Consider the following 24,695-nt stretch of genomic DNA (forward strand, 5'->3'; position numbering starts at 1 on the left):
GCGGCAGGATCAGTAGAGCGCTTCCGGCAGAATATCCTTGAGGCGCAGGAGGGCGATACGCTCCACCTGAGCGCAGGCCGTTTCAAACTCCGTGTCGCGGTCATTGGAAACCCGGCGCTGGAAAGCGTCGAGAATTTCCTTTTTGTTACGGCCCTTCACGGCAATGATGAACGGAAAGCCGAATTTCGCGGTATAAGCGTCATTCAGTTCGGTGAAAGCCTGTTTTTCGGCATCGGTTAGCGCATCGAGACCGGCTCCTGCCTGTTCGGCGGTCGATTCCGCCGTGAGCCGTCTGGCCTGCGCAAGCTTGCCGGCAAGATCCGGATGCGCCTTCAAGACCGCAAGCCGCTCATCTGCCGAAGCGGCACGAAATGCCTTCGTCATCGCGGCCGCAAGGCCAGATGCGGTGTCTTCTTCTCGGTTGAAACCGGCTTCATATGCGCGTTCGGCGATCCAGGGCGAATGCTCGAAAATGCTGCCATAGCGCGCAACGAATGCATCCTTGTCGGCTTTCGACGGCACGACGTCGGCTGTGACCGGCTTATGGTTTTCATGCCAGTGGCGGGCGATATCGACGCGCTTCGCCACCCAGACCTTGTCATGGCTTTGCACATAGTCGAGGAACCGTTCGAGTGCGGCCACGCGACCGGGACGGCCGACAAGGCGGCAATGCAGGCCGATGGACATCATCTTCGGTGAACCTTCCGCACCCTCACGGTAGAGCACGTCGAACGTGTCCTTCAGATAGGTATAGAACTGGTCGCCGGAATTAAAACCCTGCGGCGTTGCAAAACGCATGTCGTTGGCATCAAGCGTATATGGCACGATCAGATGCGGTCCGTTCGGGCCTTCAACCCAGTAAGGCAGCTCGTCGGCATAGGAGTCGGCGGAATAAAGAAAACCGCCTTCTTCCATCACCAGTTTCAGCGTGTTGTCGGAAGGCTTGCCCTGATAGATGCCAAGCGGGCGCGAGCCGGTGATCTCCGTATGAAGGCGAACCGCATCGCGGATGTGCTTGCGTTCCACCTCTTCCGGCACGTCCTTATATTCCCACCAACGCAATCCGTGGCTGGCAATTTCCCAGTCGGCTTCCTTCATCGCTGCAACCGCTTCGGGGTTGCGCGCCATGGCGAGCGTCACGCCATAGACGGTGACGGGCATGTTGCGGCGGGTAAATGCGCGCCACAGACGCCAGAAGCCGGAGCGCGCGCCATATTCGTAGATAGATTCCATATTGAGGTTGCGCTGGCCCTGCCAGGGCTGCGCGCCGACAATCTCGGACAGAAGGCATTCGGAGGCCGCATCGCCGTCGAGAATGCTGCATTCGCCGCCTTCCTCATAGTTGACGACGAACTGAACAGCGATATTGGCTCCCCCTGGCCAGCGCGGATCTGGCGTGTTGCGTCCATAGCCGACGAGATTGCGCGGATATTTCATTGCAGGTTTTCCCTCATTTCGTTCGTTTTACTCATGATAATAAAGATTTATCGCTATTATTCCCCTTCAAAAATTTGAAAGACATCCAACGATAACCATCTTTCGCAATGAGGAGGATCGCGAAATACTGAATGCTGGGAACATGGTGTGGTTTGCGGCCCCCACAGCCAATGGCGACGTTGGGCTCAAATAAACTACCAGAAATCAAAAGCTTGCAGCATTTTCCAACCCACGTGGTTAGAGAATCAGCAAGCTGCAGGAGTGCAAATGGGTCAGGAAAAAAGCGGTAATGGCCGGTTGACGACGCATGTCCTCGACACGGTAAGCGGCAAACCAGCTGCAAATCTGCGCATCGAATTGCGCCGCGTCGAGAATCAGCAGGTCGAACCAATCCGGGAAATTCGCACCAATGACGATGGCCGCTGCAACGAGCCGCTGCTGTCGGGCGAGAATTTGCGGGCAGGTTCTTACGAGCTGCTGTTCCATGTCGGCGAATATTTCGGCAAGACCGAAAATGCTGTACCGTTCCTTGATGTCGTCCCTCTGCGCTTTGGCATTTCCGATGAAAAAGCGCATTATCATGTACCGCTTCTCGTTTCGCCGTTTTCCTATTCCACCTATCGCGGGAGCTAAGCGCCATGAATCAGCCTGTGCACCAGTCTGTGCGACACACGATCCGCTTTCTTCTGAACGGTGAAAAGGTCGAACTCGACCGCGTTTCCCCGGCCGAAACGCTGCTCGACTATTTGCGGTTGTCCGCCAAGCTGCGTGGCACCAAGGAAGGTTGCGGCGAGGGCGATTGCGGAGCGTGCACGGTGCTGGTCGGCAAGATTTCCGACGGAAAGCTCGTTTATGAGAGCGTCAATGCCTGCATCCGTTTCATGGGTTCGCTGGATGGCTGCCATGTTGTGACCATCGAGCATCTGCGCGGGGCCGATGGCGATCTGCATCCGGTGCAAAAGGCGATGATCGAGTTCCATGGCTCGCAATGCGGTTTCTGCACGCCGGGTTTTGTCATGTCGCTTTACGCTTTGTGGATGCGCGAGCCGAAGCCTGCCGATGCGCAGATCGAAAAAGCCTTGCAGGGCAATCTTTGCCGCTGCACGGGCTATGAGGCGATCATGCGCGCCGCCCGCATCATTTCTGACTATGGCACAGTCATGGAAGATCCGCTCGCAGCCGAGCGCACCCATGTTCTTGAACAGCTGACCGCCATGCGCGATGGCATGCGGGTGGAAGTGGGTGAAGGCAAGGACCGCCTGATCGTGCCCGGTGATATCGATGATTTCGCGACCATTTTGGCGGCAGAGCCGAAGGCAACCATCGTTGCCGGTTCCACCGATGTGGGCCTGTGGGTCACGAAGATGATGCGCGATATTTCCCCGGTCGTCTTTATCGGCCATCTGGAGGAATTGCGCTCCATCCGTGAGGAAAATGGTGTTGTTACCATCGGCGCAGGTGTCACCTACACGGAAGCGTTCGGATTTCTTGCCCGGCGCATTCCGCAGCTGGGGAGCCTCATCAACCGCATTGGTGGCGAGCAGGTGCGCAATATGGGCACCATCGGCGGCAACATCGCCAATGGTTCGCCGATTGGCGACACGCCGCCGCCGCTGATCGCGCTCAATGCCAGGCTGACCCTGCGCAAGGGGGCGGAGCGCCGTACCATACCGCTGGAAGAGTTCTTCATTGCTTATGGCAAGCAGGATCGCCAGCCCGGCGAGTTCGTCGAGGCCGTGCATGTACCGGTTCCGGCGAAAGGAAGCCATTTTGCCATTTACAAGGTATCGAAGCGCTTCGAGGAAGACATTACGGCGACGCTGGGCAGCTTCCACCTGACGCTCGATACGGCCGGCAATGTGGAAACAATTCGCATCGCCTATGGCGGCATGGCGGCAACGCCAAAGCGCGCCCGTGCGGTGGAAGCGGTACTGACGGGCAAGCCCTGGACCGAGGCCACGGTTGAAGCGGCATTGGGAGCCTATGCTGAAGACTATACGCCCTTGAGCGATATGCGCGCGACAGCGGATTACCGGCTGCTCGCGGCGCGCAATCTGTTGCGGCGTTTCTTCGCCGAAACGGAAGGCAGTTACACGCCGCTGCGTGCGGCTGAAATCGCGGCGGCGTGAGGAGGCAATCATGAACAAGCATCCTGCAAACGCATTGAAAGCCGCCCGCATTGTGGGTGGCGTCGCGACCGACCAGAAACACGATTCCGCCCACAAGCATGTGACCGGAACGGCTGTCTACATCGACGATATACCGGAGCCCGAAGGCACATTGCATATCGGGGTCGGCTGTTCGTCCGTTGCACATGGTTCATTCAAGTCGATTGACTTGTCGGCAGTGCGCGCCGCTCCCGGCGTAATCGACGTGCTGACCTACAAGGACGTGCCCGGCGAAAATGATGTTTCACCATCGGGCATGCATGACGACCCGATCTTTGCCGTCGACAAGGTCGAGTTTCATGGCCAGCCGATCTTTGCGGTTATCGCGAAAACCCGCGATCAGGCGCGCCGCGCTGCCCGTCTGGCGAAGATCGAATATGAGGAAGCAGCGGGCATTTATTCCATCGATGCGCTGGACGGTCTGAAGGACCGGCTTGTCACCACGCCATTGACGCTGAAGCGCGGCGATGCACGCGCGGCCATCGACGCCGCGCCGCATCGTATCAAGAACCGCATGTATCTTGGCGGGCAGGATCATTTCTATCTGGAAGGCCAGGTTTCTCTGGCTATTCCCGGCGAGGATGAAGACGTCACCGTCTATTGCTCAACGCAGGGACCGAGCGAAACGCAGCATCTGGTTGCCCATGCGCTGGGCGTGCCGAGCCATTCCGTGACGGTGGAAGTGCGCCGCATGGGCGGCGGCTTCGGCGGCAAGGAAACGCAGGCCAACCAGTGGGCGGCCATTGCAGCCATTGCGGCCAAGAAGCACAAGCGCGCCATGAAGATTAGGCTCGACCGCGATGAGGACATGACCTCGACCGGCAAGCGCCACGGCTTTGTCATCGATTATGAAGTCGGCTTCGACGATGACGGCAATATTCTGGGCGTCGATTATCTTTTCGCCCTCAACGCCGGTTTTTCGGCTGACCTTTCGGGACCCGTTGGCGACCGCGCGCTGTTCCACTGCGACAATGCCTATTTCTTCCCGGCTGTTCATGCGCAGTCGGCGCCGCTTTATACGAACACGGTTTCCAACACTGCATTTCGCGGCTTTGGCGGCCCGCAGGGCATGGTCGGTGCGGAACGCGTGATCGATGAAGTGGCTTTCGCTGTCGGCAAGGATCCGCTCGAAATCCGCAAGCGCAATTTCTACGACGAGATGGGTAAGGATGGGACGCGCAACGTCACGCCCTACCATCAGAAGGTCGAAGATTGCATCATTCAGCGCATCGTTGCGGAACTTGAGGAAAGTTCCGATTATGCAAAGCGCCGCGAAGCGATCCGAGAATTCAACGCGAAAAGCCGCTATGTAAAACGCGGCATGGCACTGACGCCGGTGAAATTCGGTATTTCCTTCACCAAGACGGAGTCCAATCAGGCTGGCGCTCTGGTGCATGTCTATAATGACGGCTCGGTGCATATGAACCATGGCGGCACAGAAATGGGGCAGGGGCTCCATATGAAAGTGGCGCAGGTTGTGGCCGAGGAATTCCAGATCGACATTGATCGGGTGAAGATCACTGCGACCACCACTGCCAAGGTGCCGAACACAGCGCCGACGGCGGCTTCTTCCGGTGCCGATCTCAACGGCATGGCTGCACAGGATGCCGCCCGCCAGATCAAGAAACGCCTCATCCATTTTGCGGCGCAGCAATATCAGGTGCCGGAAGATCAGGTCGTGTTCCTTCCCAACCGGGTGCGCGTCGGCAATCAGGAAATCAGCTTCAACGACCTCGTAAAGCAGGCCTTTATCGGTCGCGTGCAGCTGTCGGCGGCTGGTCACTACAAGACGCCGAAGATTCACTGGGACCGTGCCAAGGGCCGGGGCCATGCCTTCTATTACTATGCTTACGGAGCAGCCTGTTCCGAAGTTTCCGTCGACACTCTGACTGGCGAATATGTGGTGGAGCGCACCGATATTCTGCATGATACCGGGCGTTCCCTGAACCGCGCCATCGATATCGGTCAAGTTGAAGGCGGCTTCGTGCAGGGCATGGGCTGGCTGACGACCGAGGAGCTTGTGTGGGACGACAAGGGACGGCTTCGTACCCATGCGCCGTCCACCTACAAGATTCCATTGGCGTCCGACCGGCCCAAGATCTTCAATGTCGCGCTGACCGACTGGTCCGAGGCCTATGAGCCGACAATCCATCGCTCCAAGGCTGTCGGTGAACCGCCGCTGCCGCTTGGTCTGTCGGTGCTGCATGCTCTGGCTGATGCCGTTGCCAGCGTGGCGGATCACAAGGTCTGCCCGCGCCTCGATGCGCCCGCAACACCGGAACGTGTGCTGATGGCCATCGAACGGCTCCGCAAGCAAAAGGGCTAGAAAGATGCCGGGTGCACGCGACGATATCCGGGCTTTTCTCAACCGGCGTCCGGACAGTGTACTGGTTGAAGTTACAGATGTGAAAGGCTCTGCGCCCCGCGATGCGGGGGCGTGGATGCTGGTTGCCCGCGACATAATCTTTAGAACCATCGGCGGCGGTCAGCTTGAATATATGGCGATTGACCATGCCCGGAAAATCTTGGCTGGCGGCAGGGACACACCGATGGATGTTCCTCTCGGTCCTGAAATCGGCCAGTGCTGCGGCGGACGGGTGGGCTTAAGCTTCAGACGTGTCAATCGCGGACTCACCGACGAGCTTGTCGGCAAGGTCGATGCTGAAATAGCCACGCGGCCACATGTCTATATCTTCGGTGCGGGGCATGTTGGCGATGCGCTGGCGCATGCGCTTTCGCTGACGCCGGTGCGCGTCATTCTGGTGGATACCCGCGAAGCGGAACTGATGGCCTGCGATGTGCCGGGCGTCGAAACCTGCCTTTCGGCGATGCCTGAACAGGTGGTGCGTTCCGCGCCGCCGGGCAGCGCCTTTATCATCCTCACCCACGACCACGCGCTTGATTTTCTCATCGTCACGGAGGCATTGCAGCGGCGTGATGCTGTCTATGTCGGCATGATCGGCTCGAAGACCAAAAAGGCCACTTTCAAAAATTGGTTGAAACGGGAAATCGGTAGCGAGAATCTTTTTGAAAATCTTGTCTGCCCCGTCGGTGGAGCCGTTGTAAAAGACAAGAGGCCAGAAGTCATTGCGGCATTGGCCGCAGCCGAAGTTCTGACGGCGGTTCTGACTTCGGTACGTGTATCGCAACCCGCCTGATCCGGCGGGTTTTCTTTTGGAACTCTCAAGGTTGCAAATAAGTATAGAGCGGTTTGAGCCGCTCTATGCCAGGGCTTCCCGTATCAATCTCTGGCACCGTTCCGTCATGAAATCGATGATGAGACGCACCTTCGGGTCCTGAAAGCGCTTGTGCGGGTAAATCGCAGCAAGCTGGATCGGCGCTGGCGGCGTGCTTTCGAGAATGGGAACCAGCCGCCCGTCGCGAATATATTCCTTCACTTCGAATAGCGGCTTGTTGATGATGCCGCGCCCGCCGAGCGCCCATTGCGTCAATACGTCGCCGTCATCCGAGTCATATGGCCCGGTGACTTCAAACTTGCGCAAGCCTTCCGCCGTCTGCAGCGACCAGTAATATTCCTTCGAACCTGGAAAGCGCAGCAGAAGACAGTCATGCTTGTCGCCAAGCAATTCGTCCGGTGACTGCGGAACCCCATGTTTTTCCAGATATTCAGGCGCTGCACAGATCACGCGCTCGCAATTCATGATACCGCGCATACGCAGGTTCGAATTTTCCAGAACACCGAGCTTGAAAGCCACATCGACGCCTTCACTCATGATATCGACTTCATGATCGGACAGACGAAGCCGTACTTCGATGTCCGGATATTTGTCGTGAAATTCCGGAATCCCCGATGCAATCAGCCGTCTCCCGAAGCCAAGCGGGGCGGTGATGCGAATCGATCCCTTCGGATTCTTCGCCAATTCCGCTACGGCCGCTTCCGCCTCATCCACGGCTTCGAGGATTTTCAATGCTCCGTCATAGAATACGCGACCATGTTCGGTCGGTGTAAGCTTGCGCGTCGTCCGGTTGAAGAGCCTGACCCCCAGATGCTTCTCCAACTCCTTGATTCGATTGCTTGCAACTGCCGGCGATGCGCGCTGATCGCGACCCGCCGCAGATAGATTTCCCAATTCGACAACGCGCACAAAAACGCGCAGATTATCAAGATATGACATACGTCCCCTCCACGATTGTCTAGATTTTTTTGAAAGTGCTGGTCGTGATGTGACGTTCCCTGAACCTGATTCCTTTGGCACATAATGCAACAACGAACAATGGGCTAAGAATTGGCCCAAGAAACGGGCTAAGAAATGGGAGTCCCTGATGTATGATTTTGCCGTAGCCTGGGACTGGCTAGGCTTCGCAGCGCGGTGGCTGCATGTGATTACCGCGATTGCGTGGATCGGCTCGTCCTTTTACTTCATTGCGCTTGATCTGGGCTTGCGCCAGCGTCCCGGCTTGCCGGAAGGTGCGCATGGCGAGGAATGGCAGGTCCATGGTGGTGGCTTCTATCACATCCAGAAATATCTGGTTGCGCCCGCCGAAATGCCGGAACACCTGACCTGGTTCAAATGGGAATCCTATGCCACCTGGCTGTCGGGTTTCACGCTGCTCTGCATTGTCTACTATGCCGGGGCTGATCTTTACCTGATCGATCCGAATGTTCTCGATGTTTCCGTACCGGTCGCCATCGGCATTTCTATTGCCTCGCTGGCCTTTGGCTGGATTGCCTACAACACGATCTGCAAGCTGATGCTCGGCAAGAGCGATACGCTCCTGATGGTCATTCTCTACTGTATCCTTGTAGTGGTGGCCTGGGGCTATACACACCTGTTTACAGGACGTGCAGCTTTCCTGCATCTCGGTGCCTTCACAGCAACGATCATGTCTGCCAACGTGTTCATGATCATCATTCCGAACCAGAAGATCGTGGTGGCGGATCTGATCGCAGGCCGCAAGCCGGACCCGAAATACGGCAAGATCGCCAAGCAACGTTCGACGCATAACAACTATCTCACGCTGCCTGTTCTGTTCCTGATGCTGTCGAACCACTATCCGCTGGCTTTCGGGACCGAGTTCAACTGGATCATCGCTTCGCTGGTATTCCTGATGGGGGTCACGATCCGTCACTGGTTCAACACGCAGCATGCCCGCAAGGGCAGCCCAACCTGGACCTGGCTGGTAACGGTGATCCTGTTCATCATCATCATCTGGCTCTCTACGGTGCCGAAGGTTCTGACCGGTGAGCCGGAGGAACAGAAGGTCTCGGCATTGCAGCAATCTTTCATCTCGGACCCGCACTTTGAAAAAGTGCGGGATACCGTTCTTGGGCGTTGCGCCATGTGCCACGCCAAGGAACCAGGCTGGGAAGGCATCATTGCGCCACCGAAGGGCGTCGTGCTGGACACCGACCGGGATATTGCCGCACATGCGCGTGAAATCTATTTGCAGGCCGGTCGCTCGCATGCCATGCCGCCTGCCAATGTCACCGGCGTGAGCGAGGAAGAGCGCCAGCTTCTTGCTTCCTGGTACCAGTCTGCCACGCAAGGCCCGAAATAAGGACCAATTCGATGACCAAGCTTCTAATTCGCGGCCGCGTGCTAACCTTTCGTAACGAACCGCAAAGCCTCGATGACAATGCTGCTTATCGCTATATCGAAGACGGCGCAGTTCTTGTCGAAGATGGCCGTATCCTGCGCCTCGGAGACTATGCCGAAGTCCGTGCCGAGGCGGGCAGCGACGTCAACGTCGCCGACCACCGCCCGCACCTGATCCTGCCGGGCTTCATCGACACGCATATCCACTATCCGCAGACACAGGTAGTTGCTTCCTATGCAGCCAATCTGCTGGAGTGGCTCAACACCTATACATTCGTCGCGGAACAGAAATTCGCCGACGAGCAGCATGCCGAATTCATTGCGGAGCGCTTTCTTGACGAGCTGATCCGCCACGGTACCACCACGGCGGTTGCTTATTGCTCCGTGCATCCGCAGAGTGTCGATGCCTATTTCCGTGCTTCGCAGCATCGCAACATGCGCATGCTTGGCGGCAAGGTGATGATGGATCGCAATGCGCCGCCTGCACTCTGCGACACGGCACAGTCGGGCTATGACGATACGAAGGCGCTGATTGCGCGCTGGCAAGGCAAGGGTCGCCTTGATTATGTGATCACGCCGCGCTTTGCCATTACATCCACGCCGGAGCAGCTTGAGGCAAGCCAGGCGCTTGTCCGTGAGCATCCCGGCAGCTACATCCAGACGCATCTTTCCGAAAATCACGACGAGATCACCTTCACCAAGTCGCTTTATCCGGATGCGCCGGACTATCTCGGCATCTACGAGCATTACGGCCTTCTGGGCGACAAGACCTTGCTCGGCCATTCCATCCATCTGGAAGAACGCGAAGTGCGTGTCATGGCGGAAACCGGTTCGATTGCCGTCTTCTGCCCGACCTCCAACCTGTTTCTTGGTTCAGGCCTCTTCGACCGCGACCGGTTGAAGGCATCGGGCGTGCGCATGGCGGTGGCGACCGATGTCGGCGGGGGCACAAGTTTCTCCATGCTGCGTACCATGGATGAGGGCTACAAGGTCCTCCAGCTCCGCGAACAGCGCCTGAACCCGTTCCAGTCCTTCTATATGATGACGCTCGGCAACGCCCGCGCCCTCTCCATGGAAGACAGGATCGGCACGCTCGACGAGGGTACGGAAGCCGATATCGTAGTGCTGGATTCGTCCGCCACGTCGCCGATGCGGCTGCGCATGGCGGCTGGCGCGACGCTGGAGCAGGAGCTGTTTCTGCTGCAGACGCTGGGCGATGACCGCGCCATTGTCGAAACCTATGTGGCTGGCAAGCCGCTCAAGGCTGAACTGGCCTGATACCCAATCCTTGGAGGAGGATGACCCGTGGCGGAGCGATCTGCTGCGGGTCTTTTTGTTAAAACTCTTCCGGTCGCTTGCCGCCTATGGCGCGGGTCAGCTCATCGGCGGTTGCGCGGATCAGCGGCCCGAATTCCTCGAGCTTCTTCTTCGGCAGGCGCACGGCAGGACCGGAAACGGAAATGCCGGCAATCGCCTCGCTATATTCGTTGAAGATGGGAGCGGCGATGCAGCACATGCCGAGTGTGTGTTCCTCATCATCGATAGACCAGCCGCGGGTGCGGGTTGCCTGAATGTCTTTCAATAGCGCGGGCAGCGTATCAAGGGTGCGCTGCGTGAAATGTTCAAGCGTGCGGCCCGAGAGAGCGTGCGCGATTTCCTTGTCCGACCAAGTGGACAATATGGCCTTGCCGATGCCGGATGCATGAATGGGGCCGCGCCGTCCGGGCCGGAAAAAGGCGCGCATCGGAGCATGGCTTTCTATCTGCGAAATGAACACCACATCGCCGCCATCCTCGACGCCGATATTGGCGGTTTCGCCTGTCGTTTCCATCAATGTCTTGAGATAGGGCCGCGCCAGAATGCCGAGCTTGCGAAAGCGGCGGAAGGCATTGCCGATCTCGAAAGCCTTGACGCCGATGGTCCAGTCTCCACTTTCCAGATCGTGAGAAACCATACCATGATTGGCAAGCGACGATAGAAGCCGGTGCACGGTGGAAGGCGCCATGCCGCTTTCATCGGCAAGGTCGGTCAGTGTCGAGCCGTCATTTTCGGCAATCAGCGCCAGCAGCTTCAGGCTTCGGTCCAGAACCTGCACAGATGAGGGCGCGGCGTTTTCTGCCGCCTTGCGGCCCCGCTTTCCCTTTTCCTGTTCCATCACCGTCTCCGAATCCCACCTAAACTCAGGAATTATCACTATCGCATCCATTGCCACTCGGAAAGGGCGCGGCGGATTATCTCCATTCCGTTGAAAATCTTTATTTCCATATAATGGTATGCATTTCCATTTTTTGATATTAGCATTTGTAAATGGAGATGAATTCCACAAAGCGTTTCCAGCAAAGGTGCGTAAGCCTTTTGCGTCTGGAAATGCGTGAGAAAAAGAAACAAAGCGGCAATAGCCGTTCCGCAGGAACGGACGCCGCTTGAGGAGGATGGGCCATGGCCAGAATGCGTGCAGTCGATGCAGCCGTGCTTGTGCTGGAAAGAGAAGGGATCAATTGTGCCTTCGGTGTGCCGGGCGCAGCGATCAATCCGTTTTATTCAGCGATGAAAGCGCGCGGTTCGATCCGCCACATATTGGCGCGTCATGTCGAGGGCGCTTCGCATATGGCCGAAGGCTATACGCGGGCAAAGCATGGCAATATCGGTCTGTGCATCGGCACTTCCGGCCCCGCCGGAACGGATATGATTACGGGTCTCTATTCGGCGTCAGCCGACTCGATCCCGATCCTCTGCATCACGGGTCAGGCACCACGTGCACGTCTGGACAAGGAAGATTTTCAAGCGGTCGATATCGCCAAGATCGCAGCGCCCGTCACCAAGTGGGCGGTCACGGTCATGGAACCGGCACTGGTGCCTTATGTCTTTCAGAAGGCGTTCCACATCATGAAGTCGGGTCGTCCCGGCCCGGTTCTGATCGACCTGCCGATTGATGTCCAGCTTGCCGAAATCGAATTCGACATCGACACTTATCAGCCGATGGAAGCCTACAAGCCTGCTGCCACGCGGGCGCAGGCCGAAAAGGCGCTGGCCATGCTGAACGAGGCGGAACGTCCGCTGATCGTCGCGGGCGGCGGCATCATCAATGCCGATGCGTCGGATCTTCTGGTCGAATTCGCTGAAATCACCGGCATTCCGGTCATCCCGACCCTGATGGGCTGGGGCGTCATTCCAGACGACCATCGCCTGATGGCGGGCATGTGCGGTCTCCAGACCTCGCACCGCTATGGCAATGCCAATCTGCTGGCCTCCGATGTCGTGATCGGCATCGGCAACCGCTGGGCGAACCGTCATACCGGCAATGTCGATACCTACAGGAAGGACCGCAAGTTCATCCATATCGACATTGAGCCGACGCAGATCGGTCGCGTCTTCGCACCGGATTTCGGTATCGTTTCGGATGCAGGCAAGGCGCTGAAGCTGCTGCTGGACGTTGCGACCGAATGGAAGTCTGCAGGCAAGCTGCGCGACTGGTCGGACTGGGCCAAGGAATGTGGCGAACGCAAGCGCACCATGCTGCGCAAGACGCATTTCGACCAGACGCCGCTCAAGCCGCAGCGCGTTTACGAAGAGATGAACAAGGCGTTCGGTCGCGATACCTGCTATGTCACGACCATTGGCCTCAGCCAGATTGCAGGCGCGCAGTTCCTGCATGTCTATCGCCCACGCAACTGGATCAATTGCGGTCAGGCCGGTCCGCTCGGCTGGACGCTGCCAGCAGCGCTCGGCGTGCGTGCTGCCGATCCAGACCGTCCGATTGTTGCACTTTCCGGTGACTATGATTTCCAGTTCATGATCGAGGAACTGGCGGTCGGCGCACAACACAAGCTGCCCTACATTCATGTGGTCGTGAACAATTCCTATCTCGGCCTCATCCGGCAGGCACAACGCGGCTTCAACATGGATTTCGAGGTCAGTCTCGCCTTCGATAACATCAATGCCGATGGCGATGCGGAAAAGGGTTACGGCGTCGATCACGTGGCCGTCGCCGAAGGCCTCGGCTGCAAGGCGATCCGGGTTCGCAGCCCCAACCAGTTTGCCGAAAGTTTTGAACAGGCAAAAGCGCTCATGGCTGAGCATCAGGTGCCGGTGGTTCTGGAATTCATCCTGGAACGCGTTACCAATATTTCCATGGGTGTCGACATCGATCAGGTTGTCGAATTCGAGGAACTGGCCGAACGTGGCGAAGATGCGCCGACAGCTATCGCAGCGTTGTTGGATTAAGAGCAATTCCCGGTTTTGTCCGCAATTGCGCAAATAGAGAATTATAAGGAGGCGAAAATGCCGAGATTTGCAGCCAATCTCACAATGCTTTTCAATGAAGCGCCTTTCATGGATCGCTTTGCGCTGGCCGCAAAAGCCGGGTTCACCGGGGTGGAATATCTCTTCCCCTATGAGTTCAACCGGCATGAGCTGAAGGCGGCGCTGACCAAGCATAATCTGGCGCAGGTCCTGCACAATCTGCCTGCGGGCAATTGGGCTGGCGGCGAGCGTGGCATTGCGGTTCTGCCGGATCGCGTCGATGATTTCCGACGCGGTGTGGCCGATGCCATCGATTATGCCACGACGCTCAACTGTTCGCAGGTCAACTGTCTTTCGGGGATTGCCCCGCAGGGCGTGGACCCAGACGTCTTGCGCGCCACTTTCGTCAGCAATTTGCGTCTGGCCGCAAAGGAACTGGGCAAGCACGGCATTCGCCTGCTGATCGAGCCGATCAACCACTATGACATTCCGGGCTTCTACCTCAACACGGTGGAGCAGGCGGTTTCGATCATCGATGAAGTGGGCAGCAACAACCTGTTCATCCAGTACGACCTCTACCATCAGCAGCGGACACGCGGCGAACTGGTTGCGACTTATGAACGTTACAAGCCGCTGATTGCCCATATCCAGCTTGCCGACAATCCGGGCCGCAACGAGCCGGGCACCGGTGAGATTAATTATCCGAACGTGTTCGAAGCACTGAAAAACGCCGGATACAAGGGCTGGATCGGCTGCGAATACAAGCCGAAGACCACCACTGAGGAAGGTCTGGGCTGGTTCAAAGCATTTCCAGCAAAAGTGCGAAGCGGTTTTGCGTTGGATAATGCGTGAGGAAAAACTTTCATACGAAGCCGAACGGCTGACTGCATAGGTTTGATTAGGGAGTAAACGACATGGCCAAGATAGGCTTCATCGGACTGGGGATCATGGGCACGCCGATGGCGCGTCATTTGCAGGATGCGGGACATCAGCTTTTCACCTCCCGGTTCAATCCTCCACCGCGTCAGGAGCTGATCGATAACGGTCTGCAAATTCTGGAAACGCCGAAGGCTGTTGCCGAAGAGTGCGACACCATCATCCTCATGCTTCCGGACACGCCGCAGGTGGCCGAAGTCATCTTCGGTGAAGGTGGCGCAATCGGTGGTCTTGGCAAAGGCAAGCTGCTCATCGACATGAGCTCGATTTCCCCTATCGAGACAAAAGAGTTCGCAAAGAAGGTCCGCGCAACCGGCGGTGAATATGTCGATGCGCCGGTTTCCGGCGGCGAGGTCGGCGCGAAGAATGCCAGCCTCTCCATCATGGCTGGCGGCTCGCAGGAATCGTTCGACCGCGCTCTGCCGCTCTTGAAGCTCATGGGCAAGAACATCACGCTCGTCGGCGATTGCGGCGATGGCCAGACCACCAAGGTCGCAAACCAGATCATCGTCGCGCTCAACATTGAGGCCGTAGCCGAAGCGCTGGTTTTTGCTTCCAAGGCAGGGGCCGACCCGGCGAAGGTGCGTGAAGCCCTGATGGGCGGCTTTGCATCGTCCCGCATTCTCGAAGTGCATGGCGAACGCATGATCAAACGCACTTTCGATCCTGGTTTCCGTATCTCGCTGCACCAGAAGGATTTGAACCTTGCACTGCAGGGCGCAAAGGCGCTCGGTGTTTCGCTGCCGAACACGGCCACGGCACAGGAACTGTTCAATTCATGCGCTGCGCATGGCGATGATGGTCTCGACCATTCGGGGCTGGTGCGCGCTCTGGAGCGGATGGCGAACCACGACGTCGCCTAATTCGGGAATCTGATTTCTCTGGAGGGAGAGGGTGGAGCTGGCTGCTTGGAGGAAGTGGCCGGCTCCATTGATTTTACACCTCGGGCGGGGAATAGTGCCGCCCAACAATAATCAATATCGGGAATCTCATGACAGCCATCACCGATCCCAAGAAGTTTCTGACCAACCTTTTCGATGCCGCGGTTGCGGCTGCCGATCCTGAACTGGTGATCCGCGCCAATCTTCCGGCCAAACCGAAGGGACGGACGATTGTCATCGGTGCGGGCAAGGGCTCGGCACAGATGGCGGCCGCTTTCGAAAGGGCGTGGGACGCTCCGCTCGAAGGCCTTGTGGTGACACGCTATGGCTATGGCACACCCTGCGAGCGCATAGAGATCATCGAGGCGGCGCATCCGGTTCCCGACGAGGCGGGGCTTGCCGCCTCGAAGCGGCTGTTCGATGCAGTGTCGAACCTGACGGAAGATGATCTCGTGGTGGCGCTTGTTTCCGGTGGTGGGTCTGCCTTGCTACCGTCGCCGCCGGAAGGGTTGACGCTTGAGGACGAGATCGCCGTCAACAAGGTGCTGCTTGCTTCCGGTGCGCCGATTTCGGCGATGAATGCAGTCCGCAAGCACCTGTCCACCATCAAGGGCGGCAGGCTTGCTGCAGCCGCCCATCCGGCAAAGGTGTTCTCGCTCGTTGTCTCGGATATTCCGGGCGACAATCCGGCTTTTGTGGCTTCCGGCCCGACCGTGCCGGACGAGACAGACCGCGATGAGGCTTTGAAAATCATCGAACGCTATCGGCTCGATCTGCCAGAGGCAGCACTTGCCCACATCAGGAGTGAAGCCGCCCATGCGCCGAAGCCGGGTGATAGGGTTTTTGCAAATAATGAAGTGCGCGTCATCGCTTCCGCCGCCGTTTCGCTGGAAGCGGCGGTGAAGGAAGCCGCGCGCCATGGCGTCGAAGCGGTGATCCTGTCCGATGCGATGGAAGGCGAGGCGCGGGAAGTAGCGCATGTTCATGCGGCAATTGCCCGTGAGGTGGCCGACCGTGACCGCCCCTTCCAGAAGCCGGTGGTCATTCTATCAGGCGGTGAAACGACCGTTACCATTCGCGGCAAGGGGGGCAAAGGAGGGCGCAACAGCGAGTTCTTGCTGTCTTTCGCACTCGATATCGATGGCTATGACAATATCCACGCGCTCGCCGCCGACACGGACGGCATTGACGGTTCGGAAGATAATGCAGGTGCTTTTGCCGATGGTTCCACCATTTTGCGCTTGCAACAGGCGGGCGAGGACGGCGCAGCGCGGCTCAATGCCAATGATGCATGGACGGCATTCGACGCCATTGACGACCTGTTCGTGCCGGGACCAACGGGCACCAATGTTAATGATCTACGCGCGATTTTGATAACGGACTAGTTTCATCATCGAGCAAAATACGGTTTGCCGCTCCATCCAGATCGTCATACTGGCCGTTTTTCAACGACCAGAGAAAGGCGACAAGGCCAAGCAGGCCCAGAAACAGCGCGATGGGAATGAGAAAGATAAGCCCGCTCATTTGTGCGCTTCCTTGATGACGGCAACAGGCGCGATGGCTTTCTGCGTCTGTTGCTTTTGTTTTCCCGCCTGCAACCGCAATGCGTTGCTGACGACCACGATGGACGACAGCGACATGGAAAGTGCGGCCACCAGCGGTGTGACATAGCCGAAAATCGCAATCGGCACGGCTATGATATTATAGCCGATGGAAAGTGCAAAATTCTGGCTTATCAACCGGCCTGCTTCCTTTGATACGGCAAAGGCGAGCGGCACGGCAGACAGGCTTTCACGCAGGAAGACAAAATCCGCAGCGTTGCGGCCAATGTCGGCAGCGGTCGCAGGAGCCATGGAAACATGGGCTGCGACGAGTGCGGGCGCATCGTTGAGGCCGTCGCCGACCATCAGGACCTTGCGCCCCTCGGCTGACAGTTCCTGCACCAGCTTCGACTTGTCGGCGGGCAGGACTTCGGCTTGAAAATTGTCAACACCAAGATAACCCGCAAGCCTCTCGACGGCAGGCAGCCTGTCACCCGAAATGATGTCAAGCTTCAGGCCGTTGCGCTTCAGTGTGGCGATCGCTCCGGCAGCGTCCTCGCGTGGCTGGTCTTCGAAGCGGAAGGTCTCAACCAGTTTGCCGTCGATGGAAAGGCAGGTCTCTGGGCCATCGGCATGGGACAGGGCGGCGCTACTGTCCGCCCAGTCACGCTTGCCGAGCCGATAGATGGAACCGTTCAGTTCTGCTTCGATGCCCGCTCCCGGCACTTCCTCAATACGGGTAAAGGCGGTCACGGGTTTTGCGCCCGAGAACAGCGCAAGCGCCCGCGACAGCGGATGACGCGAGTAAAGCGACAGCTCGGCGGCAATTTCGAGATTGTGGCGATCAATGGCATCTGCATTGATCAGTCTCGGCTGACCGAGGGTTAATGTGCCGGTCTTGTCGAAAATGGCGGTGTCCACCTCGGCCATCCGCTCCATGGCGGAGCCGTCTTTAATCATGATGCCGTTTTCAAACAGGCGGCGGGCCGCGACCACCTGCACAATCGGCACCGCAAGGGCGAGCGCGCAGGGGCAGGTGATGATGAGTGTGCAGATCGCGATATAGATGGAGCGATACCAGTCGCCGCCGGTGTAGAACATCCAGCCGACAAAGGCCGCAAAGGCAATCGTGTGCACCATCGGCACGTAAAGCTCGGAAGCGCGGTCGGCAAGACGGCGATAATAGGCGCGCCCGCCTTCGGCCACATCCATCAGTCGCACCATTTCGGCAAGGAAGGAATCCTTGGCTTCCGCCGTCGCGCGGATGACAAGCGGCGTGGAAAGATTGAGCGTGCCTGCGCGGATATCCGAGCCGGGGCCGACAGGCACGGCATCGCTTTCACCCGATGCAATGGCGCAATCGAGTTCCGAACGGCCTTCTTCCACCTTGGCATCGACTGGAACACGCTCGCCAGCCGCAAGAATGATACGCATTCCGGGGCGAATTTCGTTGACCGGCAGGTAATTGCGCTCGTCATTCTCGCCGATGACAACGGCGCCGCGCGAGCCCAGCTGTGCCAGGCCGCGCACGGCGGAACGGGCGCGGGCGCGCATCATATAATCAAGCGTACGGCCGATCAGCAGGAAGAAGAGCAATGTCACCGATGCATCGAAATAGGCATGCTGGCCATGATTCAGGGTTTCATAAACACTCATGCCGAAGGCAAGCGTGATGGCTAGCGCAATCGGCACATCCATGTTGACGCGTCGTGCGCGCAGCGCATTCCAGGCGGAAACATAGAAAATCCGGCCGGAATAGATCAGTGTCGGCAGGGCGATGAGACCGGAAATCCAGTGAAACATGTCGCGTGTCGCGGCATCGGCTCCCGACCATACGGCGACGGACAGGAGCATCACATTGCTGGAAGCGAAGGCCGCGACGCCAAGCGCGATCAGCAGCCGCGTGAAGGTCGGGTCCTTGTCCTGCGCCATGTCGAAAATATGGGCTTCATAACCGAGCCAGCGCAGCGGATCGACAACATCGGGCGGCGTCTCGCCATCTTTCCAGCGTACGGTTACACGGCGCGCCGTCAGGTTGACGCGGACATAGGCAACGCCCGCGATCCTGCCAAGCGTTTCCTCGATATTCTTGATGCACAACCCGCAATGAACGCCGGGAACCGACAGGTCGAGCTGGCGAAAGCCGTCACCGAGCGCACGACTCGCCACCTGCATTTCATCTGCCGAAACGGCCTGAACGACAGTTGCTATCTGTGCATTCTCGACGCAGCAGCTCATAGCATCCTCCCATCCTTCACCAGAACGCGGATGATGTGCCGATAGGGGTCTTCAAGACCTGCATCTGCATTCACTTCCATGATCCACGCGCCTTCGCCAAGTTCCAGCGGCGCAGTCAGAACGCCGGGTTCGCGAACGGTCAGCGTGACCTTGGTATCATTTACGTCGCCGACAGGGCGTTTGAATTCAACCGTGCCGCCGGTCATCGCGACGGCCTTGCCTTCACGGTCGGCCAGCTGCCAGGTGAATATGCCTTTTTCAAAGGCGGGCTTCGACTGCCATTGCAGGGCGGCCTGCTCCTTGCCGGTTTGCGCCTTGTCGTTGAACTCCTGGCTGGCGACATAGGTGTTCTGGACGACAAGCCCGCTCCAGCTTTGGATGGCATTATAGGCCATGGTCAGGTTGACCGCGATAATGACACCGAAGAAAGCGAGCATGATGCCCAGCATATGCCAGCCGGTAAATGTGCCTGCGGTTTTCGACTTGATCGACATTATCTGCCCTCCGGTGCCATGAAAGTTGCCTTGTAGCGTGCATGTTCTGCGCCGTTCGCGTCACGCACCTCGATTTCATAGTCGCGGCGCAGATCGGTAATCGCATCATGCGGCATGGTGACGAAGACACGCAACGTCTTCAGACGGTCCGGCTCCACCGGCACGTTGTAATTGCCGTCTGCATCCGCTGTTTCATCCTGAACGGTCAGCGTTGCTCCGGGCAGCCCCTCGATGGAAAGTCGGAAGGTGCGCGGCGTCGGGATCATGTTGAGCAGCTTGACCGTGTAGCCGTTGCGGATCGATCCGTCCGACAGAAGCACATATTGCGGATTGCGGTCATGCAGCACGTTGATGCCGATGCGCTGGCGGGTCGAGAGCGAAATGACGAGCGTCAGGCCGATCAGCGCCCATACGGCGAAGTAGAACATGCTGCGCGGGCGCAACACCTTCTTCCAGGAGAGGTTCTGCACCTTGTCCGAGAAGCTGTTCGGCGCCTTATAGACACGCGTCGGGTCGATGGGCGCCGTGCCATTATTGGTGGCGAGCGCCATGTTGGAGTTGTAATCGGCCAGTGTCGCATAGGAGATGAGACCGCGCGGCTTGTCGATCTTGTCCATCACCGAATTGCAGGCATCGATGCACAGCGCGCAGGTGATGCATTCGAGCTGCTGACCGTCGCGAATGTCGATGCCCATCGGACAAGCGGCGACACAGGCATTGCAATCCACGCAATCGCCCACGGTTTCCCCTGCGGCAATCGCCTTCTTGGAATGGCGTGAACGCGGTTCGCCGCGCCAGTCATTATAGGTAACGGTGAGCGAATTTTCGTCCAGCATCGCGGCCTGGATGCGCGGCCACGGGCACATATAGGTGCAGACCTGCTCGCGCATCAGTCCGCCGAATATATAGGTGGTGGCGGTAAGGATGGCGACGGTGAAATAGGCGACGGGCGCGGCATGACCTGTCACAAAATCCCTGAGCAGCTGCGGCGCGTCGGCGAAATAGAAAATCCATGCGCCGCCGGTCAGCACGCCGATAACGAGCCAGATGGAATGTTTGGCAACCCGCTTCCAGACCTTGTCGAAAGTCCATGGGGCCTTGTCGAGCTTCATGCGCGCATTGCGGTCACCTTCGATGGCGCGCTCGACAACCAGATAGAGATCGACCCAGACGGTCTGAGGGCAGGTGTAGCCGCACCAGGCGCGGCCCGCGACAGAGGTCACGAGAAACAGGCCGAGGCCCGCCATGATGAGCAGGCCCGCAACGTAGTAGAATTCCTGCGGCCAGATTTCGACGAAGAAGAAATAGAAGCGGCGGTTGGCAAGATCGATCAGCACCGCCTGATCGGGCGCATAGGGGCCGCGATCCCAGCGTAACCAGGGCGTCAGATAGTAGATGCCCAGCGTAATGAGCATGACAATCCATTTGAAGCGCCGGAACTCGCCCTGCACACGCTTCGGAAAAATCTTCACCCGCGCCGCATAAAGCGATTGGCGGGTCTTGGGGGAGTTGACTGCCTGAACGTCTATGCGTTCGACATCGTCTGACATTTTTTTGCTCCTTGGGGAGAGGAGGGCAATAGGGCAGTGAGGCAATAGGGCAGTATGTGATGGCCGCGATCAATACTGTCCCTAGTTCCTCATTTCCCTACTGCCTTACTGCCCTATTGCCTTACTGCCCTGTAGCTGGGGCTTGTGCCCCAGCTATTCGCCGCCACCCAACGAATGGACGAAGATGGCAAGCTGTTTGACGGTGGCATCGCCGAGGCGTGTTTCCCATGCGGGCATGACGCCATGCTTGGGATGCGCGACCTGGCGCGCGATTGCGTCTTCGCCAGAACCGTAGAACCAGATGGCGTCGGTCAGGTTCGGGGCACCGAACTCGCGCAGGCCCTTGGCATCGGCGCCATGGCAGACAGCACAGTTTTCGGCGAACACCTTCTGCCCTTCCGGTACCAATTCCGGATTATGCGGCGTACCGGAGAGGCTGACCACATAGGCAGCAACATCACGGATCTGCTGCGGTTCCAGCACGTCGACAAAAGCCGGCATTTCGGAAACGCGGGTGTCGGCATCATCCTGCGAGCGCACACCATGACGAATGGTCGTCAGGATGTCGTCGATGGAGCCGCCCCACAGCCAGTCATCATCATTGAGGTTCGGATAACCGGGGGCACCTTGAGCGCCGGAACCGTGGCACTGCACGCAATTGACTCGGAAGGCGGCGGCGCCACCGGCAATCGCATATTGACGAAGGTTTTCGTCAGCCAGAATCTCTTGCACGTCCTTGGCCTTGATCTGGTCGATGATGCCTTGACGCTCGCTGTCGATCTTGGCCGTTTCTTCCCAGAAAGCGCCACGGCTCGACCAGCCGAGCATGCCGCCAGTGGAACTGGAGATCAGCGGCCAGGCCGGATAGGCGATGACATAGGCAATCGCCCAGAAAATGGTGGCGTAGAATGTCCACAGCCACCAGCGGGGCATTGGATTGTCGAGTTCCTTGATGCCATCCCATTCGTGGCCGGTTGTCGCTACGCCGGTGACATCGTCGATTTGCTTGTCAGTCATTTGCGTCATCCTTGAAAGGAATGTCCTTCGCGTGGTCGGCTATCTGCTTGCTGCCTGGCCGGAAGGCGTAGAAGACGACGAAGAGGAAAAAGAGCGCCATGCCGAGCAGACCCCAGCTATCGGCGAAAGTGCGCATGGTGTTGTAATCCATCGCTAAATCTCCGCTTTATCTCGCTTTGGGGGACTGGTCGTAGGTCGAGAAATCGACCAGCGTGCCGAGCATCTGGAGATAGGCGATGAGCGCGTCCATCTCCGAGATCATCTGCGGATTGCCGTCGAAATCGCCGAGCTTGGCCTTGGGATAGCGTGCCTCGACGCCGGATGTATCGGCGTCAGGCGTTGCCTGAGCCTTCAGATCGTCAAGCGCGCTGTCGATCATTTCCTGGCTGTAAGGTACGCCGACTGCCACATTGGCTTTCAGATTGCCTGCAATGTTGGAGGCGTCCAGCGGACGGTCCTTCAGGAAGGCGTAGCTCGGCATGACCGATTCGGGCACCACGTCGCGCGGGCGGATAAGGTGCTGCACGTGCCACTCGTTCGAATAGCGTCCGCCGACGCGCGCAAGGTCCGGACCGGTGCGCTTGGAACCCCATTGGAACGAATGATCGTACATGGATTCCGCCGCAAGGCTGTAGTGACCGTAGCGTTCCACTTCGTCGCGGAATGGACGGATCATCTGACTGTGGCAAAGGTAGCAGCCTTCACGCACATAGACGTCACGGCCCGCGAGTTCCAGCGGCGAATAGGGGCGCATGCCTTCCACTTTCTCGATGGTATTTTCGAGATAGAAGAGCGGTGCGATTTCAACGATGCCACCAACCGTAACCACGGCGAGCGATGCGATCAGCAGCAGCGTTGCATTTTTCTCCAGCTTGGAGTGGTTCTTTAGTATCGACATAAATCACACGCTCCTTATTCGGCAGGCTGCACGGTGGCGCCAGTTGCAGGCTGCGCACCGCCCATGGGGGCTTCATTGCGCAGATTGCCGCGAATGGTCTGATAGACGTTCCAGGCCATCAGCAGTCCGCCAGCGAGATAGAACACACCGCCAAGCGTACGGATGACGTAATAGGGGAACATGGCGAGCACGGTTTCCGCGAAGGAATAGACGAGGAAGCCCTGATCGTCGTATTCGCGCCACATCAGGCCCTGCTGGATACCGGCAACCCACATGGCAGCCGCGTAGAGAACGATGCCGAGCGTCGCCAGCCAGAAGTGCCAGTTGACCATGCGGATCGAATAGAGCCGCTGACGGTTCCACAGCTTCGGCGCCAGATAGTAGACGGCGGCAAACGAGATCATGCCGTTCCAGCCGAGCGCACCCGCATGAACGTGGCCGATGGTCCAGTCGGTATAATGCGACAGCGAGTTGACGGCCTTGATCGACAGCATCGGGCCTTCGAAGGTCGCCATGCCGTAGAAGGCGATAGCTGCAACCATCAGGCGGATGATCGGATCGGTGCGAACCTTGTCCCATGCGCCCGAAAGCGTCATCAGGCCGTTGATCATGCCGCCCCAGGATGGCATCCAGAGCATGATCGAGAACACCATGCCGAGCGTCTGCGCCCAGTCGGGAACAGCCGTGTAATGCAGATGGTGCGGGCCGGCCCAGATATAGAGGAAGATGATCGACCAGAAGTGCACGATCGACAGGCGGTAGGAATAGATCGGACGCTCTGCCTGCTTCGGCACGAAATAGTACATCATGGCCAGGAACGGCACTGTCAGGAAGAAGGCAACGGCATTATGGCCGTACCACCATTGCGTCACCGCATCCTGAACGCCGGCAAAGGCGGAATAGCTCTTCACGCCAAGGAAGGAAACCGGGATCGCCAGGTTGTTGACGATGTGCAGCATGGCGATGGTGATGATGAAGGACAGGTAGAACCAGTTCGCCACATAGATATGCGGCTCCTTGCGCTTCAGGATCGTGCCGAGGAAGACGACCAGATAGGCGACCCAGACAATGGTGAGCCAGATGTCGACATACCATTCGGGTTCGGCATATTCGCGGCTCTGCGTGATGCCGAGCAGATAGCCGGTTGCGGCCATCACGATGAAAAGCTGGTAGCCCCAGAACACGAACCAGGCAAGATCGCCCCCAAAGAGGCGGGCGCGGCAGGTACGCTGCACGACATAGAATGACGAGCAGATCAGCGCGTTGCCGCCGAATGCGAAGATAACCGCCGAAGTGTGCAGCGGACGCAGGCGGCCGAAGTTCAGATAAGGCTGCAGGTTGAGATCGGGAAAGGCGAGCTGTGCGGCAATGACTACACCGACCAGAAAGCCGATCACACCCCAGAAGACTGTTGCGATGACACCATAGCGGATCGGACCATCCATATAGGTGGATTGGTCGACCTTTTTCGGCGTCAGGCCATAGTTGGCATTTCGCATTAGAAGAATGGTGAAGATGGCCAGTGTAGCGAACAGAATCCACATATGGGTTCTGAACAGCTCATCATGGGAAAATCCGGCCAGAAGCACGGCAAAAAGTGCTCCCAGACCGGAAAGGACTGTTCCAGCGGCGTAGTTCATGAAATCCCCTCGCAGCGCATGACGAAAGCCGCCCCGGATGGGCAGCATTAGCGATAGCTCTCCTATCCCGCATCAAGCGGCATAGAGTCATTGAT

At 58.1% G+C, this 24,695-nt stretch carries 21 protein-coding genes; 10 read left to right on the forward strand and 11 right to left on the reverse strand.

Annotated features, from left to right (window positions below; all coding sequences use genetic code 11):
• Window positions 1–9 precede the first annotated feature (9 nt).
• Window positions 10–1,437, reverse strand: a complete 1,428-nt coding sequence (gene puuE, locus JNC70_RS06735; protein WP_104756513.1) for an allantoinase PuuE — start codon at window positions 1,435–1,437, stop codon at window positions 10–12.
• 267 nt (window positions 1,438–1,704) lie between these two features.
• On the opposite strand from puuE, the gene uraH reads away from it, so the two are divergent.
• From uraH to xdhC, 4 genes are read left to right on the forward strand one after another with little or no spacing between them, the layout of a single operon-like run.
• On the forward strand, window positions 1,705–2,070 hold the full coding sequence (gene uraH, locus JNC70_RS06740) for a hydroxyisourate hydrolase (protein ID WP_104756512.1): 366 nt from the start codon (window positions 1,705–1,707) through the stop codon (window positions 2,068–2,070).
• Window positions 2,071–2,087: 17 nt separating this feature from the next.
• Window positions 2,088–3,566 (forward strand): xanthine dehydrogenase small subunit, encoded by a 1,479-nt coding sequence (xdhA, locus tag JNC70_RS06745; protein WP_208623472.1) that lies wholly within the window; start codon window positions 2,088–2,090, stop codon window positions 3,564–3,566.
• A 10-nt stretch (window positions 3,567–3,576) separates the two neighbouring features.
• Complete coding sequence (gene xdhB, locus JNC70_RS06750; protein ID WP_104756510.1) at window positions 3,577–5,931, forward strand: xanthine dehydrogenase molybdopterin binding subunit; 2,355 nt, start codon at window positions 3,577–3,579, stop codon at window positions 5,929–5,931.
• A gap of 4 nt (window positions 5,932–5,935) precedes the next feature.
• A complete protein-coding gene (xdhC, locus tag JNC70_RS06755; RefSeq protein ID WP_104756509.1) occupies window positions 5,936–6,763 on the forward strand; it encodes a xanthine dehydrogenase accessory protein XdhC in 828 nt (275 codons plus the stop codon).
• 63 nt (window positions 6,764–6,826) lie between these two features.
• Here the strand turns inward: xdhC and JNC70_RS06760 are convergent, their stop codons facing one another.
• Window positions 6,827–7,741, reverse strand: coding sequence for a LysR family transcriptional regulator (locus JNC70_RS06760; protein ID WP_104756508.1), 915 nt, complete (start codon window positions 7,739–7,741; stop codon window positions 6,827–6,829).
• A 148-nt stretch (window positions 7,742–7,889) separates the two neighbouring features.
• Here JNC70_RS06760 and JNC70_RS06765 point away from each other — a divergent pair, with 148 nt between their 5' ends.
• Window positions 7,890–9,125 carry a urate hydroxylase PuuD gene (locus tag JNC70_RS06765; RefSeq protein ID WP_104756507.1) on the forward strand — a complete coding sequence of 412 codons (1,236 nt, stop codon included), beginning with the start codon at window positions 7,890–7,892 and terminating at the stop codon, window positions 9,123–9,125.
• 11 nt (window positions 9,126–9,136) lie between these two features.
• Window positions 9,137–10,441, forward strand: coding sequence for a guanine deaminase (gene guaD / locus JNC70_RS06770; protein WP_104756506.1), 1,305 nt, complete (start codon window positions 9,137–9,139; stop codon window positions 10,439–10,441).
• 58 nt (window positions 10,442–10,499) lie between these two features.
• Here guaD and JNC70_RS06775 read toward each other — a convergent pair whose 3' ends face one another.
• The gene (locus JNC70_RS06775) at window positions 10,500–11,318 is read right to left on the reverse strand and encodes an IclR family transcriptional regulator (protein WP_104756505.1); all 819 of its coding nucleotides are present in this window, start codon (window positions 11,316–11,318) and stop codon (window positions 10,500–10,502) included.
• Between the two features lie 284 nt (window positions 11,319–11,602).
• On the opposite strand from JNC70_RS06775, the gene gcl reads away from it, so the two are divergent.
• From gcl to JNC70_RS06795, 4 genes are all read left to right on the forward strand, one after another.
• Window positions 11,603–13,387, forward strand: a complete 1,785-nt coding sequence (gene gcl / locus JNC70_RS06780; RefSeq protein ID WP_104756504.1) for a glyoxylate carboligase — start codon at window positions 11,603–11,605, stop codon at window positions 13,385–13,387.
• A 57-nt stretch (window positions 13,388–13,444) separates the two neighbouring features.
• Window positions 13,445–14,257, forward strand: coding sequence for a hydroxypyruvate isomerase (hyi, locus tag JNC70_RS06785; protein WP_104756503.1), 813 nt, complete (start codon window positions 13,445–13,447; stop codon window positions 14,255–14,257).
• A gap of 62 nt (window positions 14,258–14,319) precedes the next feature.
• Complete coding sequence (locus tag JNC70_RS06790; protein WP_029925676.1) at window positions 14,320–15,204, forward strand: 2-hydroxy-3-oxopropionate reductase; 885 nt, start codon at window positions 14,320–14,322, stop codon at window positions 15,202–15,204.
• Window positions 15,205–15,332: 128 nt separating this feature from the next.
• Window positions 15,333–16,607 carry a glycerate kinase type-2 family protein gene (locus JNC70_RS06795; RefSeq protein WP_104756502.1) on the forward strand — a complete coding sequence of 425 codons (1,275 nt, stop codon included), beginning with the start codon at window positions 15,333–15,335 and terminating at the stop codon, window positions 16,605–16,607.
• On the opposite strand, the gene ccoS is transcribed toward JNC70_RS06795, so the two are convergent.
• From ccoS to ccoN, 8 genes are all read right to left on the reverse strand, one after another.
• On the reverse strand, window positions 16,573–16,746 hold the full coding sequence (gene ccoS / locus JNC70_RS06800) for a cbb3-type cytochrome oxidase assembly protein CcoS (protein WP_104756501.1): 174 nt from the start codon (window positions 16,744–16,746) through the stop codon (window positions 16,573–16,575). The two genes, JNC70_RS06795 and ccoS, sit on opposite strands and share 35 nt — an antisense overlap.
• Window positions 16,743–19,001, reverse strand: a complete 2,259-nt coding sequence (locus JNC70_RS06805; RefSeq protein ID WP_104756500.1) for a cation-translocating P-type ATPase — start codon at window positions 18,999–19,001, stop codon at window positions 16,743–16,745. Before JNC70_RS06805 ends, ccoS begins: the two co-directional genes overlap by 4 nt.
• Window positions 18,998–19,495 carry a FixH family protein gene (locus tag JNC70_RS06810; protein WP_104756499.1) on the reverse strand — a complete coding sequence of 166 codons (498 nt, stop codon included), beginning with the start codon at window positions 19,493–19,495 and terminating at the stop codon, window positions 18,998–19,000. The genes JNC70_RS06805 and JNC70_RS06810 overlap by 4 nt, the downstream gene beginning before the upstream one ends.
• The gene (ccoG, locus tag JNC70_RS06815) at window positions 19,495–21,045 is read right to left on the reverse strand and encodes a cytochrome c oxidase accessory protein CcoG (RefSeq protein WP_104756498.1); all 1,551 of its coding nucleotides are present in this window, start codon (window positions 21,043–21,045) and stop codon (window positions 19,495–19,497) included. Before ccoG ends, JNC70_RS06810 begins: the two co-directional genes overlap by 1 nt.
• A 153-nt stretch (window positions 21,046–21,198) precedes the next feature.
• On the reverse strand, window positions 21,199–22,062 hold the full coding sequence (ccoP, locus tag JNC70_RS06820) for a cytochrome-c oxidase, cbb3-type subunit III (RefSeq protein WP_104756497.1): 864 nt from the start codon (window positions 22,060–22,062) through the stop codon (window positions 21,199–21,201).
• Window positions 22,055–22,213, reverse strand: a complete 159-nt coding sequence (locus JNC70_RS06825; protein WP_010658290.1) for a CcoQ/FixQ family Cbb3-type cytochrome c oxidase assembly chaperone — start codon at window positions 22,211–22,213, stop codon at window positions 22,055–22,057. Before JNC70_RS06825 ends, ccoP begins: the two co-directional genes overlap by 8 nt.
• A gap of 15 nt (window positions 22,214–22,228) precedes the next feature.
• Window positions 22,229–22,960, reverse strand: a complete 732-nt coding sequence (gene ccoO, locus JNC70_RS06830; protein WP_104756496.1) for a cytochrome-c oxidase, cbb3-type subunit II — start codon at window positions 22,958–22,960, stop codon at window positions 22,229–22,231.
• Window positions 22,961–22,974: 14 nt separating this feature from the next.
• Window positions 22,975–24,600: a cytochrome-c oxidase, cbb3-type subunit I gene (gene ccoN, locus JNC70_RS06835; RefSeq protein WP_104756524.1), complete on the reverse strand. Its 1,626-nt coding sequence runs from the start codon at window positions 24,598–24,600 to the stop codon at window positions 22,975–22,977.
• Between the last annotated feature and the right edge of the window lie 95 nt (window positions 24,601–24,695).

The organism is Brucella oryzae (genome assembly GCF_041929965.1).
Classification (GTDB): domain Bacteria; phylum Pseudomonadota; class Alphaproteobacteria; order Rhizobiales; family Rhizobiaceae; genus Brucella; species Brucella oryzae.

Coding starts and splice junctions, on each gene's coding strand:
- puuE (WP_104756513.1), bottom strand. CDS start 1,437: ATGAAATATCCGCGCAATCTCGTCGGCTATGGACGCAACACGCCAGAT.
- uraH (WP_104756512.1), top strand. CDS start 1,705: ATGGGTCAGGAAAAAAGCGGTAATGGCCGGTTGACGACGCATGTCCTC.
- xdhB (WP_104756510.1), top strand. CDS start 3,577: ATGAACAAGCATCCTGCAAACGCATTGAAAGCCGCCCGCATTGTGGGT.
- xdhC (WP_104756509.1), top strand. CDS start 5,936: ATGCCGGGTGCACGCGACGATATCCGGGCTTTTCTCAACCGGCGTCCG.
- JNC70_RS06760 (WP_104756508.1), bottom strand. CDS start 7,741: ATGTCATATCTTGATAATCTGCGCGTTTTTGTGCGCGTTGTCGAATTG.
- JNC70_RS06765 (WP_104756507.1), top strand. CDS start 7,890: ATGTATGATTTTGCCGTAGCCTGGGACTGGCTAGGCTTCGCAGCGCGG.
- guaD (WP_104756506.1), top strand. CDS start 9,137: ATGACCAAGCTTCTAATTCGCGGCCGCGTGCTAACCTTTCGTAACGAA.
- JNC70_RS06775 (WP_104756505.1), bottom strand. CDS start 11,318: ATGGAACAGGAAAAGGGAAAGCGGGGCCGCAAGGCGGCAGAAAACGCC.
- gcl (WP_104756504.1), top strand. CDS start 11,603: ATGGCCAGAATGCGTGCAGTCGATGCAGCCGTGCTTGTGCTGGAAAGA.
- hyi (WP_104756503.1), top strand. CDS start 13,445: ATGCCGAGATTTGCAGCCAATCTCACAATGCTTTTCAATGAAGCGCCT.
- JNC70_RS06790 (WP_029925676.1), top strand. CDS start 14,320: ATGGCCAAGATAGGCTTCATCGGACTGGGGATCATGGGCACGCCGATG.
- JNC70_RS06795 (WP_104756502.1), top strand. CDS start 15,333: ATGACAGCCATCACCGATCCCAAGAAGTTTCTGACCAACCTTTTCGAT.
- ccoS (WP_104756501.1), bottom strand. CDS start 16,746: ATGAGCGGGCTTATCTTTCTCATTCCCATCGCGCTGTTTCTGGGCCTG.
- JNC70_RS06805 (WP_104756500.1), bottom strand. CDS start 19,001: ATGAGCTGCTGCGTCGAGAATGCACAGATAGCAACTGTCGTTCAGGCC.
- JNC70_RS06810 (WP_104756499.1), bottom strand. CDS start 19,495: ATGTCGATCAAGTCGAAAACCGCAGGCACATTTACCGGCTGGCATATG.
- ccoG (WP_104756498.1), bottom strand. CDS start 21,045: ATGTCAGACGATGTCGAACGCATAGACGTTCAGGCAGTCAACTCCCCC.
- ccoP (WP_104756497.1), bottom strand. CDS start 22,062: ATGACTGACAAGCAAATCGACGATGTCACCGGCGTAGCGACAACCGGC.
- JNC70_RS06825 (WP_010658290.1), bottom strand. CDS start 22,213: ATGGATTACAACACCATGCGCACTTTCGCCGATAGCTGGGGTCTGCTC.
- ccoO (WP_104756496.1), bottom strand. CDS start 22,960: ATGTCGATACTAAAGAACCACTCCAAGCTGGAGAAAAATGCAACGCTG.
- ccoN (WP_104756524.1), bottom strand. CDS start 24,600: ATGAACTACGCCGCTGGAACAGTCCTTTCCGGTCTGGGAGCACTTTTT.